Origin of the sequence: Lysinibacillus sp. LZ02 (genome assembly GCF_050613145.1) — a bacterium.
Lineage (GTDB): Bacteria > Bacillota > Bacilli > Bacillales_A > Planococcaceae > Lysinibacillus_B.
In genome coordinates this window covers 3967826-3981720 of the sequence record NZ_CP192507.1, presented here as the reverse complement: position 1 = coordinate 3981720, position 13895 = coordinate 3967826, and the positions used below count along the sequence as shown (strand labels likewise).

At 44.3% G+C, this 13895-nt stretch carries 8 protein-coding genes, 19 tRNA genes and 3 rRNA genes; 29 read left to right on the top strand and 1 reads right to left on the bottom strand.

The window, feature by feature from the left end; translation table 11 throughout:
- The 28 genes from phnW to ACQQ2I_RS19115 all read left to right on the top strand — a co-directional run bounded on the left by phnW (position 1) and on the right by ACQQ2I_RS19115 (position 12098).
- The gene (gene phnW / locus ACQQ2I_RS19250; protein ID WP_431028349.1) at positions 1-1095 is read left to right on the top strand and encodes a 2-aminoethylphosphonate--pyruvate transaminase; all 1095 of its coding nucleotides are present in this window, start codon (positions 1-3) and stop codon (positions 1093-1095) included.
- Positions 1092-1889, top strand: a complete 798-nt coding sequence (gene phnX / locus ACQQ2I_RS19245; protein WP_431028348.1) for a phosphonoacetaldehyde hydrolase — start codon at positions 1092-1094, stop codon at positions 1887-1889. The genes phnW and phnX overlap by 4 nt, the downstream gene beginning before the upstream one ends.
- A 200-nt stretch (positions 1890-2089) precedes the next feature.
- Positions 2090-2794 carry a hypothetical protein gene (locus tag ACQQ2I_RS19240; protein ID WP_431028347.1) on the top strand — a complete coding sequence of 235 codons (705 nt, stop codon included), beginning with the start codon at positions 2090-2092 and terminating at the stop codon, positions 2792-2794.
- The gene (locus ACQQ2I_RS19235; RefSeq protein WP_431028346.1) at positions 2787-3521 is read left to right on the top strand and encodes a hypothetical protein; all 735 of its coding nucleotides are present in this window, start codon (positions 2787-2789) and stop codon (positions 3519-3521) included. The genes ACQQ2I_RS19240 and ACQQ2I_RS19235 overlap by 8 nt, the downstream gene beginning before the upstream one ends.
- 148 nt (positions 3522-3669) lie before the next feature.
- A complete protein-coding gene (locus ACQQ2I_RS19230; protein ID WP_431028345.1) occupies positions 3670-3837 on the top strand; it encodes a hypothetical protein in 168 nt (55 codons plus the stop codon).
- Positions 3838-4383: 546 nt separating this feature from the next.
- Positions 4384-5938 (top strand): 16S ribosomal RNA (locus ACQQ2I_RS19225).
- A 303-nt stretch (positions 5939-6241) separates the two neighbouring features.
- Positions 6242-9169, top strand: a 23S ribosomal RNA gene (locus tag ACQQ2I_RS19220).
- Positions 9170-9280: 111 nt separating this feature from the next.
- Positions 9281-9396 (top strand): 5S ribosomal RNA (gene rrf, locus ACQQ2I_RS19215).
- The 16S, 23S and 5S rRNA genes sit together here with 19 tRNA genes alongside, the layout of an rRNA operon.
- 10 nt (positions 9397-9406) lie before the next feature.
- Positions 9407-9482 (top strand) — tRNA-Val (locus ACQQ2I_RS19210).
- A gap of 7 nt (positions 9483-9489) precedes the next feature.
- A tRNA-Thr gene (locus ACQQ2I_RS19205) sits at positions 9490-9565 on the top strand.
- A gap of 6 nt (positions 9566-9571) precedes the next feature.
- Positions 9572-9655: transfer RNA gene (locus tag ACQQ2I_RS19200), tRNA-Tyr, on the top strand.
- Between the two features lie 3 nt (positions 9656-9658).
- A tRNA-Trp gene (locus tag ACQQ2I_RS19195) sits at positions 9659-9732 on the top strand.
- Positions 9733-9773: 41 nt separating this feature from the next.
- Positions 9774-9849 (top strand) — tRNA-His (locus tag ACQQ2I_RS19190).
- Between the two features lie 11 nt (positions 9850-9860).
- A tRNA-Lys gene (locus ACQQ2I_RS19185) sits at positions 9861-9936 on the top strand.
- Positions 9937-10068: 132 nt separating this feature from the next.
- A tRNA-Gly gene (locus ACQQ2I_RS19180) sits at positions 10069-10143 on the top strand.
- A gap of 4 nt (positions 10144-10147) precedes the next feature.
- Positions 10148-10236: transfer RNA gene (locus ACQQ2I_RS19175), tRNA-Leu, on the top strand.
- 8 nt (positions 10237-10244) lie between these two features.
- Positions 10245-10321: transfer RNA gene (locus ACQQ2I_RS19170), tRNA-Arg, on the top strand.
- 12 nt (positions 10322-10333) lie between these two features.
- Positions 10334-10407, top strand: a tRNA-Pro gene (locus tag ACQQ2I_RS19165).
- Between the two features lie 4 nt (positions 10408-10411).
- Positions 10412-10487 (top strand) — tRNA-Ala (locus tag ACQQ2I_RS19160).
- 15 nt (positions 10488-10502) lie between these two features.
- Positions 10503-10579 (top strand) — tRNA-Met (locus tag ACQQ2I_RS19155).
- 7 nt (positions 10580-10586) lie between these two features.
- A tRNA-Ser gene (locus tag ACQQ2I_RS19150) sits at positions 10587-10679 on the top strand.
- Between the two features lie 57 nt (positions 10680-10736).
- Positions 10737-10813: transfer RNA gene (locus ACQQ2I_RS19145), tRNA-Met, on the top strand.
- Between the two features lie 3 nt (positions 10814-10816).
- Positions 10817-10892, top strand: a tRNA-Asp gene (locus ACQQ2I_RS19140).
- A 7-nt stretch (positions 10893-10899) separates the two neighbouring features.
- Positions 10900-10975 (top strand) — tRNA-Phe (locus tag ACQQ2I_RS19135).
- 12 nt (positions 10976-10987) lie between these two features.
- Positions 10988-11064, top strand: a tRNA-Ile gene (locus ACQQ2I_RS19130).
- A gap of 9 nt (positions 11065-11073) precedes the next feature.
- Positions 11074-11148 (top strand) — tRNA-Asn (locus ACQQ2I_RS19125).
- Between the two features lies 1 nt (position 11149).
- Positions 11150-11221 (top strand) — tRNA-Glu (locus tag ACQQ2I_RS19120).
- A 313-nt stretch (positions 11222-11534) separates the two neighbouring features.
- Positions 11535-12098 (top strand): TVP38/TMEM64 family protein, encoded by a 564-nt coding sequence (locus tag ACQQ2I_RS19115; RefSeq protein ID WP_431028344.1) that lies wholly within the window; start codon positions 11535-11537, stop codon positions 12096-12098.
- A 127-nt stretch (positions 12099-12225) separates the two neighbouring features.
- Here the strand turns inward: ACQQ2I_RS19115 and ACQQ2I_RS19110 are convergent, their stop codons facing one another.
- The gene (locus tag ACQQ2I_RS19110; RefSeq protein ID WP_431028343.1) at positions 12226-12960 is read right to left on the bottom strand and encodes a glucose 1-dehydrogenase; all 735 of its coding nucleotides are present in this window, start codon (positions 12958-12960) and stop codon (positions 12226-12228) included.
- Between the two features lie 325 nt (positions 12961-13285).
- Here ACQQ2I_RS19110 and ACQQ2I_RS19105 point away from each other — a divergent pair, with 325 nt between their 5' ends.
- Complete coding sequence (locus tag ACQQ2I_RS19105) at positions 13286-13864, top strand: TetR/AcrR family transcriptional regulator (RefSeq protein ID WP_431028342.1); 579 nt, start codon at positions 13286-13288, stop codon at positions 13862-13864.
- Positions 13865-13895: the final 31 nt, after the last annotated feature.

Sequence of the window (13895 nt, the reverse complement as noted above, 5' to 3'; positions counted from 1 at the left end):
ATGAACCGTTATAAATTATTGACACCAGGGCCACTCACAACATCGGAGACGGTACGCCAGCAAATGTTAGAAGATCGCTGTACATGGGATGACGAATATAAGCAATTAACACAAACAATCCGCCACGAATTACTGACGATTGCAGGTGTAAATGAAGAAGACTACACAACGGTTTTAATGCAAGGGAGTGGTAGCTTTGTTGTCGAATCGGTGTTAACTTCGACGATTCGTGCGACAGATAAAGTGTTAATTATGACCAATGGTGCGTATGGTGAACGACTTGCACAAATGGCGCAAAGAATCGGTTTATCATATGTGACCTATGCCACACCTTATAATGAATATCCAGATATGCAAAAAGTAGAAGACTATTTAATGAATGATGCATCGATTACACATATTGCGATTGTTCATTGTGAAACGACAACAGGGATTTTAAATCCGATTGAGCAAGTAAGTGCATTAGCGACACGTTACGGGAAAACATTCATTGTGGATGCGATGAGTAGTTTTGGCGGTGTACCAATTCCAGTAGGGGAATTATCTATTGATTATTTAATCAGTAGTGCGAATAAATGTATTCAAGGTGTTCCTGGGTTTGGCTTTGTCATTGCCAAAAAAGCATCATTACAAAAATGTGAAGGTGTAGCACGTAGCCTTTCGTTAGATTTATATGACCAATGGAAAGTAATGGAGGTAGACGGGAAGTGGCGCTATACATCTCCTACACATGTAGTGGCAGCCTTTTTACAAGCCATTGAAGAACTGAAAACAGAAGGTGGCGTACAAGCACGATTTAAACGCTATGCAGAAAATAATCAATTACTGCGTGACCGATTAGGAAAAGTAGGTTTCGATAGTTATATTGAAAGCGATAAACAATCGCCGATCATTACAGCTTTCTTATATCCGAATGAGCAATTCCAGTTCAATCACTTTTATGAAGAGATGAAAGCACAAGGGTTTGTACTATATCCAGGAAAGTTAACAGACATAGACACATTCCGTATTGGAAATATTGGTGAAATTTACAGAGAAGATATTGAAAAGCTTTGTACGTTAATTGAAAACTATATGGCGGTGACAACAAAATGACAAAAATTGAAGGCGTTATTTTAGATTGGGCAGGGACAGCAGTAGACTTTGGCTGTTTTGCACCGGTAAATGTATTTCTTGATATTTTCAAAAATGCGGGTGTTGAGGTGACATTGCAGGAAGCCCGTGAACCAATGGGGATGTTAAAAATTGACCATATCCGTACGATGCTGCAAATGCCACGTATCCAAACAGCTTGGGAAAAACAATATGGACGTGCATCCAATGAAGACGATGTAGCTACATTGTATGAACAGTTTGAAGAGCAATTGATGGTGTCGTTAGCGACTTATACAGATCCGATTCCGACCGTTTTGAATACAGTGACCGCATTAAAGGCGTCTGGTGTAAAGGTCGGTTCGACAACAGGCTATACGCGCGGCATGATGGATGTGGTGGTGCCAAATGCAAAAGCAAAAGGATACGAGCCGCATACCGTTGTTACGCCGGATGATGTCGATGGTTTTGGACGCCCTTATCCATATATGATTTTTGAAAATATGAAAAGACTAGGCTTACAGGACGTGCGAAAAATTGTCAAAGTGGGAGACACGACTTCTGATATAAGAGAAGCGTTACATGCCGGCATTTGGGCAGTGGGTGTGATCATCGGTAGTTCGGAGATGGGGCTTTCACAGCAAGAGTTTGAAGCACTAGATGAAGAACAAAAGCAGCATGTAATCGACTCAACACGTCAAAAATTTGAAACAGTTGGTGCCCATTTTACAATCGAAACAATGGAGCAACTTCCGCAATTAATCGAAAAGCTTGAACAACAATTAAGCATGGCTTAGGGCAATTCTATAGAAACGGCTACAGTCAAATAAAGTGCGTTTATAGAGATGATGTGAACTAAAATATCACATCATCTTTTTATTTTCTTCAAAATTAATCTCTATAGGAAAAAGGTGCTATTCTCTTAAACCCTTAGTATCTATCTAACGGTATCTGAATTTTGTATAATTATGTAAACTGTGATGCAGGTAGGTGCTGTATGAATATTTTAGCGTTAACTAGTACGATTTTATGTTGGGGGATAATCATATTTATCGCTTCAAAATTAGTGAGAAAACAGCAAGTATCTCTAGCGATTTGGAAGTTGATTTTAGCTATACTAGTAGGCTTATTCTCATTTAGCCTAACATTTCCGTTTCAAGATACGACTATAAAAATCGCCATTTTTCCTCTAGGCGTATGGATTTTGTTTGCTTTGTTACGTAAGCGTGAAGGGGCTTGGAAGAAATATCGAAAGTTTGCTTGGTTAGGGTTTTTCAGCAATTATTTATTTTTAGCAATGTCGGTTGTTGTGATGCCTAGTCATCAATGGATTTATCCGCCAGAGGATGTATCGACGTATATAGGGGCAAAAAGTGATATTGAAATTGAAAATCTTCACCCCTCTGCGAAACAGCAACGTCACGTAATCGATGATCTACAGCAAGCATTAACGGGCTTTGAATCAGCCACATTTTTTGTAGATGAATGGTACAATGCAACGTATGCATACGATGACCGGACAAAAGTAGAAGAGCGATTCCCATATTTGGTGATTGGTCATGAACCAAAATGGGGAAGTGATATAGCAGCTAGTATTTATATTGAACGAGACGGAAAGGGGATACTTGTATCTACAACAAAAACACAATATTATTTCCGTTCCGAGCACTCCATTTTACAGGAGGGTGATGAGGATGAATAAGAGATGGATAATTGTATTAGCCGTTATGTTCATAATAGGCTTAGGCACTGTGACTCTTTATTATCGTGAACCAACACCGTTTTTAACTACTGAAGAGATTGTTGAGGTGCTCAATAAACAAGGTATTAACCGTACGGTAAAGGTATTAGACGTTTTAGAAGCAGAAACGTCTTATCGTTTTGTCCCGTTTACAACAGAGGACGGTCGAAGCGGAATGAGTTACTGGGCTTTTAAGCTTTCGGGGTGGAAGCTAGTCGGCTATGAATGGAATGGGCAATTAAAGATATGGAAGTTACGTGCGAACGCTCCGACGAGCTATTATTTTATATGGCATTTTGCCCCACAAGAAGAGGCGACACAAATGAATATTCTTTTTTTACAGGATCGCTACTACTCTATTTCTGGAGACAATAATCAATTCTACACACCACGTATACAGCTTCAAATGAATATCGACTTAACGGAAAATCTATACGGGTTGCAGCCCATCCCTGAAAATTGGCTGAGCATTATTTCAGCGATGACGCCTATTCAGCAAGATTCTTTATTTTCATCTATATTAGGAACACCGTCATCGTATTATTTTGGTATGCAGACAGTAGATGCACAGGGGCAGGAAGTCTATTTAGAAACGGGGGCAGGAAGTCAATCATATTGGTTGGAAGGGGCAGATTTTTATGTCGATCATGTAATGAACATCTATGAAGAGCAGCTAGAGAAGCCGTGATGCATTCACATAAATACTCATTATAAACGTAGGGTATAGGGAGGAATGTAATGCAAGAATTCGAAAAAATGATGTTTTTCCAATTAGTACGCACAAGGGGCTTTTGAAAATCTAAAAAGACTAGGCTTACAGGCTGTACGAAAAAATTGTGAAAGTAGGAGACACGACTTCTGATATAAGAGAAGCATTAGATGAAGAACAAAAACAGTATGTGTTCCACTCAACACATCAAAATTTTAAAACAGTTGGTGCCCATTTTACAATCGAAACGATGGAGCAACTTCCGCAATTGATTGAAGAAATCGAGCAACAATGAACAATTGATTAGGATGGTTGTGTAAACAGAACCCCGGATAATAGATACTTTTAAAAAGTAGATTTGTCCGGGGTTAGTTTATAAATAGTGGATGTTCATCTGAGCCATTTTCCAAAGTGCTTGCTATTAATGTGCAATCAACTCTTTGGGGTGAGAAAAACCTTATAAAAATCTTCAACGATTTACATAATCATTTTTAAGACGGGGAATTTTGTTAGTGTATGATCACCAATATTTTCACCAAACTAAAAAATAATTAGCTGCTTTTTAAACAGTTTATTTAATAAATAGGTAAAATTTTTTTCTATATAATATAGGAAGGTTTTAAAAAATGTAGCGTAACGGATATTTTTTTATAAAAAAGTGTTGACCTTTTATCAATAAGCCTGTAATATAAGACAAGTCGTTAAGACATAACAAAACAACTTAACGAAATGAACTTTGAAAACTGAACAAGCAAAACGTTAACAATAAATGTTTCTAAATAAGAAACAAAATTTTGGACATCAAACATGATGCCAGCAAATTTGAGCTTACTCAAATTCTTTTATGGAGAGTTTGATCCTGGCTCAGGACGAACGCTGGCGGCGTGCCTAATACATGCAAGTCGAGCGGACTTTCATTTGATGCTTGCATCAGTTGAAAGTTAGCGGCGGACGGGTGAGTAACACGTGGGCAACCTGCCCTGTAGTTTGGGATAACTCCGGGAAACCGGGGCTAATACCGAATAATACTTTCTAATACATGTTAGAAAGTTGAAAGATGGTTCTGCTATCGCTACAGGATGGGCCCGCGGCGCATTAGCTAGTTGGTGAGGTAACGGCTCACCAAGGCGACGATGCGTAGCCGACCTGAGAGGGTGATCGGCCACACTGGGACTGAGACACGGCCCAGACTCCTACGGGAGGCAGCAGTAGGGAATCTTCCACAATGGGCGAAAGCCTGATGGAGCAACGCCGCGTGAGTGAAGAAGGATTTCGGTTCGTAAAACTCTGTTGTAAGGGAAGAACAAGTACAGTAGTAACTGGCTGTACCTTGACGGTACCTTATTAGAAAGCCACGGCTAACTACGTGCCAGCAGCCGCGGTAATACGTAGGTGGCAAGCGTTGTCCGGAATTATTGGGCGTAAAGCGCGCGCAGGCGGTCCTTTAAGTCTGATGTGAAAGCCCACGGCTCAACCGTGGAGGGTCATTGGAAACTGGGGGACTTGAGTGCAGAAGAGGAAAGTGGAATTCCAAGTGTAGCGGTGAAATGCGTAGAGATTTGGAGGAACACCAGTGGCGAAGGCGACTTTCTGGTCTGTAACTGACGCTGAGGCGCGAAAGCGTGGGGAGCAAACAGGATTAGATACCCTGGTAGTCCACGCCGTAAACGATGAGTGCTAAGTGTTAGGGGGTTTCCGCCCCTTAGTGCTGCAGCTAACGCATTAAGCACTCCGCCTGGGGAGTACGGTCGCAAGACTGAAACTCAAAGGAATTGACGGGGGCCCGCACAAGCGGTGGAGCATGTGGTTTAATTCGAAGCAACGCGAAGAACCTTACCAGGTCTTGACATCCCATTGACCACTATGGAGACATAGTTTTCCCTTCGGGGACAACGGTGACAGGTGGTGCATGGTTGTCGTCAGCTCGTGTCGTGAGATGTTGGGTTAAGTCCCGCAACGAGCGCAACCCTTGATCTTAGTTGCCATCATTCAGTTGGGCACTCTAAGGTGACTGCCGGTGACAAACCGGAGGAAGGTGGGGATGACGTCAAATCATCATGCCCCTTATGACCTGGGCTACACACGTGCTACAATGGACGGTACAAACGGTTGCCAACCCGCGAGGGGGAGCTAATCCGATAAAACCGTTCTCAGTTCGGATTGTAGGCTGCAACTCGCCTACATGAAGCCGGAATCGCTAGTAATCGCGGATCAGCATGCCGCGGTGAATACGTTCCCGGGCCTTGTACACACCGCCCGTCACACCACGAGAGTTTGTAACACCCGAAGTCGGTGAGGTAACCTTTTGGAGCCAGCCGCCGAAGGTGGGATAGATGATTGGGGTGAAGTCGTAACAAGGTAGCCGTATCGGAAGGTGCGGCTGGATCACCTCCTTTCTAAGGATATTTTCGGAATACTGACATGGTCAGTAGTTAACGTTTTGCGTTCAGTTTTGAAAGTTTATGACTTTCTAAATACCTTGCTCCTGACGCTTGCGCTATCGTCGCAAAGCTGCATGTAGCAAATACACTGATGCATATCACGATGTGATGGAAGTCAGTAGCTTTGTTCTTTGAAAACTGGATAAAACGACATTGAAAGCAAACACAAATTTCTATTTTAAATAGATAAGAGTCAAAACAAGTCAAGTAACATTGACGTGTCAACTTAAAATCTTGAACGTTGTTCAAGTATAACTTGGTTAAGTTATTAAGGGCGCACGGTGGATGCCTTGGCACTAGGAGTCGATGAAGGACGGCACTAACACCGATATGCCTCGGGGAGCTGTAAGTAAGCTTTGATCCGGGGATTTCCGAATGGGGGAACCCACTACGTTTAATCGCGTAGTACCTTTACGTGAATTCATAGCGTACTGGAGACAGACCCAGGGAACTGAAACATCTAAGTACCTGGAGGAAGAGAAAGAAAATTCGATTCCCTGAGTAGCGGCGAGCGAAACGGGAAGAGCCCAAACCAAGAGGCTTGCCTCTTGGGGTTGTAGGACACTCTATACGGAGTTACAAAGGCATGTATTAGGCGAAGCGACTTGGAAAGGTCCGCCAGAGCAGGTAATAGCCCTGTAGTCGAAAGTACATGCCCTCCAGAGTGGATCCTGAGTACGGCGGAACACGTGAAATTCCGTCGGAATCCGGGAGGACCATCTCCCAAGGCTAAATACTACCTAGTGACCGATAGTGAACCAGTACCGTGAGGGAAAGGTGAAAAGCACCCCGGGAGGGGAGTGAAAGAGAACCTGAAACCGTGTGCCTACAAGTAGTTAGAGCCCGTTAATGGGTGATAGCGTGCCTTTTGTAGAATGAACCGGCGAGTTACGATTACGTGCGAGGTTAAGTTGTGAAGACGGAGCCGCAGCGAAAGCGAGTCTGAATAGGGCGATGTAGTACGTGGTCGTAGACCCGAAACCAGGTGATCTACCCATGTCCAGGGTGAAGGTGAGGTAACACTCACTGGAGGCCCGAACCCACGCACGTTGAAAAGTGCGGGGATGAGGTGTGGGTAGCGGAGAAATTCCAATCGAACCTGGAGATAGCTGGTTCTCTCCGAAATAGCTTTAGGGCTAGCCTCGTGATGAGAATACCGGAGGTAGAGCACTGTTTGGACTAGGGGGGCATCTCGCTTTACCGAATTCAGACAAACTCCGAATGCCGGATATTTATGCACGGGAGTCAGACTGCGAGTGATAAGATCCGTAGTCAAAAGGGAAACAGCCCAGACCACCAGCTAAGGTCCCAAAGTAATCGTTAAGTGGAAAAGGATGTGGCGTTGCTTAGACAACCAGGATGTTGGCTTAGAAGCAGCCATCATTTAAAGAGTGCGTAATAGCTCACTGGTCGAGTGACGCTGCGCCGAAAATGTATCGGGGCTAAACGATTCACCGAAGCTGTGGATTCACACCATTGGTGTGAGTGGTAGGAGAGCGTTCTAACTGCGCTGAAGTCAGACCGGAAGGACTGGTGGAGCGGTTAGAAGTGAGAATGCCGGTATGAGTAGCGAAAGACAGGTGAGAATCCTGTCCACCGTATGACTAAGGTTTCCTGAGGAAGGCTCGTCCGCTCAGGGTTAGTCGGGACCTAAGCCGAGGCCGACAGGCGTAGGCGATGGACAACAGGTTGATATTCCTGTACTACCTCCCCACCGTTTGAGAAATGGGGGGACGCAGAAGGGTAGGGTAAGCAGAGCGTTGGTTGTCTCTGTTCAAGCAGTAAGGTGTGTACGTAGGCAAATCCGCGTACTAATACATTGAGCTGTGATGACGAGTCCGTATGGACGAAGTTCCTGATCTCACGCTGCCAAGAAAAGCCTCTATCGAGGTGGGAGGTACCCGTACCGCAAACCGACACAGGTAGTCGAGGAGAGAATCCTAAGGTGTGCGAGAGAACTCTCGTTAAGGAACTCGGCAAAATGACCCCGTAACTTCGGGAGAAGGGGTGCTCTGGTAGGGTGAAAGCCCGAGAGAGCCGCAGTGAATAGGCCCAGGCGACTGTTTAGCAAAAACACAGGTCTCTGCAAAACCGTAAGGTGACGTATAGGGGCTGACGCCTGCCCGGTGCTGGAAGGTTAAGAGGAGTGGTTAGCGCAAGCGAAGCTATGAATTGAAGCCCCAGTAAACGGCGGCCGTAACTATAACGGTCCTAAGGTAGCGAAATTCCTTGTCGGGTAAGTTCCGACCCGCACGAAAGGCGTAACGATCTGGGCACTGTCTCAACGAGAGACTCGGTGAAATTATAGTACCTGTGAAGATGCAGGTTACCCGCGACAGGACGGAAAGACCCCGTGGAGCTTTACTGTAGCTTGATATTGAAATTTGGTGCAACTTGTACAGGATAGGTAGGAGCCAGAGAAACCGGAGCGCTAGCTTCGGTGGAGGCGTCGGTGGGATACTACCCTGGTTGTACTGAATTTCTAACCCATGCCCCTTAGCGGGGTAGGAGACAGTGTCAGGCGGACAGTTTGACTGGGGCGGTCGCCTCCTAAAAGGTAACGGAGGCGCCCAAAGGTTCCCTCAGAATGGTTGGAAATCATTCGTAGAGTGTAAAGGCACAAGGGAGCTTGACTGCGAGACCTACAAGTCGAGCAGGGTCGAAAGACGGGCTTAGTGATCCGGTGGTTCCGCATGGAAGGGCCATCGCTCAACGGATAAAAGCTACCCCGGGGATAACAGGCTTATCTCCCCCAAGAGTCCACATCGACGGGGAGGTTTGGCACCTCGATGTCGGCTCATCGCATCCTGGGGCTGTAGTCGGTCCCAAGGGTTGGGCTGTTCGCCCATTAAAGCGGTACGCGAGCTGGGTTCAGAACGTCGTGAGACAGTTCGGTCCCTATCCGTCGTGGGCGTAGGAAATTTGAGAGGAGCTGTCCTTAGTACGAGAGGACCGGGATGGACATACCGCTGGTGTACCAGTTGTCGTGCCAACGGCATCGCTGGGTAGCTATGTATGGACGGGATAAGTGCTGAAAGCATCTAAGCATGAAGCCCCCCTCAAGATGAGATTTCCCATTACGCAAGTAAGTAAGACCCCTGAAAGACGATCAGGTAGATAGGTTCGAGGTGGAAGTGTGGCGACACATGGAGCTGACGAATACTAATCGGTCGAGGACTTAACCACATTTTGTGAATTGCACAATGCACCGTTTATCCAGTTTTGAAAGAACAACTTCTTTCTTAAAAGAGAGCTTCAAGACACAGTCATACGCCGTGTATTGGAGGTCGACCATAGTCTAGTGATGATGGCAAAGAGGTCACACCCGTTCCCATACCGAACACGGAAGTTAAGCTCTTTAGCGCCGATGGTAGTTGGGGGCTTCCCCCTGTGAGAGTAGGACATCGCTAGGCATCATACCCAGGAGGATTAGCTCAGCTGGGAGAGCACCTGCCTTACAAGCAGGGGGTCGGCGGTTCGAGCCCGTCATCCTCCACCATATTTATGCCGGTGTAGCTCAGTTGGTAGAGCAACTGACTTGTAATCAGTAGGTCGTGGGTTCGACTCCTATCGCCGGCACCATCCCTTGGAGGGGTAGCGAAGTGGCTAAACGCGGCGGACTGTAAATCCGCTCCTTCGGGTTCGGCGGTTCGAATCCGTCCCCCTCCACCATTTAGGGGCATAGTTCAACGGTAGAATAGAGGTCTCCAAAACCTTTGGTGTGGGTTCGATTCCTACTGCCCCTGCCAGGTTTTGAAGCTGTGTGAATTGATCACTATTAACAACAATGGCGATTGTGGCGAAGTGGTTAACGCACCGGATTGTGGTTCCGGCATTCGTGGGTTCGATTCCCATCAGTCGCCCCATTATTTATTTAGAGCCATTAGCTCAGTTGGTAGAGCATCTGACTTTTAATCAGAGGGTCGAAGGTTCGAGTCCTTCATGGCTCACCATTTCATAATATTTATGCAGTGGTAGCGGACAGAATACGTTTAGGAGCTAACGCTAGAAGACGTATGAGTTCCATTCTCTTCATTTGCATTATTTAATTTTATATACTGTCAGAATAAAAATTACAGCATATTGCGGAAGTAGTTCAGTGGTAGAACACCACCTTGCCAAGGTGGGGGTCGCGAGTTCGAACCTCGTCTTCCGCTCCAATATGCCGGGGTGGCGGAACTGGCAGACGCACAGGACTTAAAATCCTGCGGTGGGTGACCACCGTGCCGGTTCGATTCCGGCCCTCGGCACCATTTATTATGCGCCCGTAGCTCAATTGGATAGAGCGTCTGACTACGGATCAGAAGGTTATGGGTTCGACTCCTGTCGGGCGCGCCATATTTTTAAACTCGGAATGTAGCTCAGCTTGGTAGAGCACTTGGTTTGGGACCAAGGGGTCGTAGGTTCGAATCCTGTCATTCCGACTCTGGGGCCTTAGCTCAGCTGGGAGAGCGCCTGCCTTGCACGCAGGAGGTCAGCGGTTCGATCCCGCTAGGCTCCACCAAATATTATTTTCAATGGCTACCTAGCTCAGCTGGCTAGAGCATTCGGTTCATACCCGAAAGGTCGTGGGTTCGACTCCCTCGGTAGCCACCATTTATACGGAGGAATACCCAAGTCCGGCTGAAGGGATCGGTCTTGAAAACCGACAGGCGGGTTAAACCGCGCGGGGGTTCGAATCCCTCTTCCTCCGCCATTTTTATTTAAAAGAAAATGGTGAACTAGAATCAAACTTCAGCAATCATAATATTATCGCGGGGTGGAGCAGCTCGGTAGCTCGTCGGGCTCATAACCCGAAGGTCACAGGTTCAAATCCTGTCCCCGCAACCAAATGGTCCCGTGGTGTAGCGGTTAACATGCCTGCCTGTCACGCAGGAGATCGCCGGTTCGATCCCGGTCGGGACCGCCATTTATATGGGTCAGTAGCTCAGTTGGTAGAGCATTAGATTGAAGCTCTAAGTGTCGGCGGTTCGATTCCGTCCTGACCCACCATTACATATAAATGGGCCTATAGCTCAGCTGGTTAGAGCGCACGCCTGATAAGCGTGAGGTCGATGGTTCGAGTCCATTTAGGCCCACCATTATATTATTCCGAAGTAGCTCAGTGGTAGAGCAACCGGCTGTTAACCGGTTGGTCGTAGGTTCGAGTCCTACCTTCGGAGCCATGGCCCGTTGGTCAAGTGGTTAAGACACCGCCCTTTCACGGCGGTAACACGGGTTCGAATCCCGTACGGGTCATCTAAAGTATGTAGCGATTGCTGCATACTTTTTTATTTTGTCGTATTAATGAATAGCGAGATATAGTATAAAACATAGATGCTGAGATAATAGATATATGGATTGTTTTGAAAGGTATTTTCGTGTGATGCTATATTTTAATGTTACGCTACTAGGATTTTTTAGTTTCCAGTGGGTAATTATTGAGCTGATGATTCTCTTGAAATATTCTATAGAGGGATGAAAATAGATTGGAGTAATTGATAGTCTATTTTTTGAGCAAATAAGTGTGTATAGCATTATGAAGAGAGTATTAAAACTTTAGGAGTGTGTGATGGAACAGTTTCTATTAGGATTAATTGAAGGAAATTCGTTATTTACGGCTTGGTTTGGTTTTGTTCTAATGACAGTACTCGCATTTGTACCGGCGATGCCCATTCCGCTTATTGCTAGTGCCATTGGAGCGCAATATTCGATTCCTATAGCGTTATTAATAAATTTAGGTGGAACAGTGTGTGGCTCTGTTTTAATGTTTATTACTTGCCGTTACTTTTTGCAGGATTGGGCACTACGAAAGGTTAGCAAATGGCATAGCGTAACGGGTTTTTTTCATTTGCTTGAACGCAACGGATTTTTAGCAATACTAATAGGTCGACTAATACCAGTGCTGCCATCAGCTGGGGTTAATATGATTGCTGGTGTATCAATGATCAGTCTTGGAGCCTTCTTTTTTGCCACTATTTTAGGAAAGTTACCGACAATTTTAGCTTTCACTTTGGCAGGGAATCAGTTTGAGGATAATGAGTTAAGCACAGTTATTTTAATATTGCTCTATTTAGGCATTCTGTTTATAGTAGGTTATAAAATTAAGCGACATTGGTCAGAGCGTGCATCTTAACAGTATGGTTTGGATTTAATTAAAACAGGGACGTAGCTTTAGATAGTTAAAGCTACGTTTTTTACAGTGGTCAATCATCATATAAATAATAAAAAGACTGCATTGCCCATGCAGTCTTTTTGAATGGTTATCGTGCACTTATTCCGCCGTCGATTACAAACTCAGAACCTGTAGAGTAGCTAGAGTCATCAGATGCTAAGAATAATACCATTTTCGAAACTTCTTCTGGTTGCGCCACACGTTGTAATGGAATGTGCTTTGCAAATTCTTCTACTGCTGCTTTTGTATCTTCTTGTACTACCATTGGTGTAGCGATTACACCTGGGTGTACAGAGTTTACGCGAACGTTGTAGTGAGCCGCTTCCATTGCCGCTGCTTTTGTCATACCACGTACAGCGAATTTTGTATCTGTGTAGCCAATTGCACCAGCAACTAAACCGTTTAAAGAAGAGATGTTAACGATTGAACCGCCCCCAGCCTTTTGCATTGAAGGAAGTGCAGCCTTCATCCCTAAGAATACAGACACTTGGTTAATTTCTACGATGCGACGGTACTCTTCAACCGTTGTTTCCATCAATGATTTAGCCATTGTGATACCAGCGTTATTTACTAAAACATTTACTGGACCGAAAGCTTCTTCTGCTGTAGCAACGACTGTAGCCCAATCTGCTTCGTTTGCTACGTTTTGTTTAACAAATACTGCGTTTTCACCTAATTCAGCTACTAATGCTTGACCTTTTTCTTCATTTAAGTCAGTGATGACAACCTTTGCGCCTTCTTCAACGAATAATTTTGCATGTGCAGCACCCATACCTTGAGCAGCACCTGTAATAATTGCAACTTTACCTTCTAAACGAGCCATAATGAAACTCCTCCTAAATATAATAATAACAGCGAACTTGTTTTTACCAATGTTATATATGGTAAGCTCTGTATTCAACATATCATAGGAAAAAAAGGAATCTATGAAAAAACTCACAGTTCCTTTATGATATGTATGATAAATATAAACTACAATTGTAAATTAACAGAATAGGGTATGGAGTGTCAATTTAAAGCACTTCATTATTAAAAAGACGTTACTTTCGGAATATTCGATAGTTTTAATGGTGGAATGAGAAAAGCATCGTACACGTATTCATGCTATACTTTGTGAAAAGATTGTATGAAATTAGGTGATTTTGCAAGTGGTAACAGAAGATCGACGCATCATAAGAACACGGAAAAAATTAAAAGATGCAGTGTTAACTTTAGTAAAAGAAAAAGACTTTAAAGCTATTTCAATTACAGAAATTGCAAAAGTAGCTGGTTGTAATAGGGTGACATTTTATTCTCATTATGAAGATAGTACACAGTTATTAGCGGATATTTTTAAAGACTATTTAGACGAGCTGGCTCAATACTATCGAGATAGTTATAAAGGAAAAGAGACGTTTACATTATCGGATCCTACACTGAGCATTCCCATTTTTACATTTGTCTATAACAATCAATTCGTGTTTTCACTGATGCTGATAGGTGAAGTTATTCCAGGTTCGCAAAATACATTTTGCGAGACACTAGGAAGTATTGGGCGTAAAGATTTAACGTTGCAACAAGAAATATGGTTTGATAAAGAGGCCATTAATTTTTATGAAACCTATGCATTTTTAGGTCTGTTCATTTATTGGATTAAACAAGGTTTTAAAAGTACGCCTGAAGAAATGGGGAAAAGGTTAGCGTTTTTACACACGACATTCCTTGGAGAAGTAAAAGTAAATAAATAATACGATACCCTCAATAGCGAGTACATCAGAA

What these genes read in the sequence shown, in the direction of transcription:
- ACQQ2I_RS19110 (WP_431028343.1), bottom strand. Translation starts at nt 12,960, where the DNA reads ATGGCTCGTTTAGAAGGTAAAGTTGCAATTATTACAGGTGCTGCTCAA.
- phnW (WP_431028349.1), top strand. Translation starts at nt 1, where the DNA reads ATGAACCGTTATAAATTATTGACACCAGGGCCACTCACAACATCGGAG.
- phnX (WP_431028348.1), top strand. Translation starts at nt 1,092, where the DNA reads ATGACAAAAATTGAAGGCGTTATTTTAGATTGGGCAGGGACAGCAGTA.
- ACQQ2I_RS19235 (WP_431028346.1), top strand. Translation starts at nt 2,787, where the DNA reads ATGAATAAGAGATGGATAATTGTATTAGCCGTTATGTTCATAATAGGC.
- ACQQ2I_RS19240 (WP_431028347.1), top strand. Translation starts at nt 2,090, where the DNA reads ATGAATATTTTAGCGTTAACTAGTACGATTTTATGTTGGGGGATAATC.
- ACQQ2I_RS19115 (WP_431028344.1), top strand. Translation starts at nt 11,535, where the DNA reads ATGGAACAGTTTCTATTAGGATTAATTGAAGGAAATTCGTTATTTACG.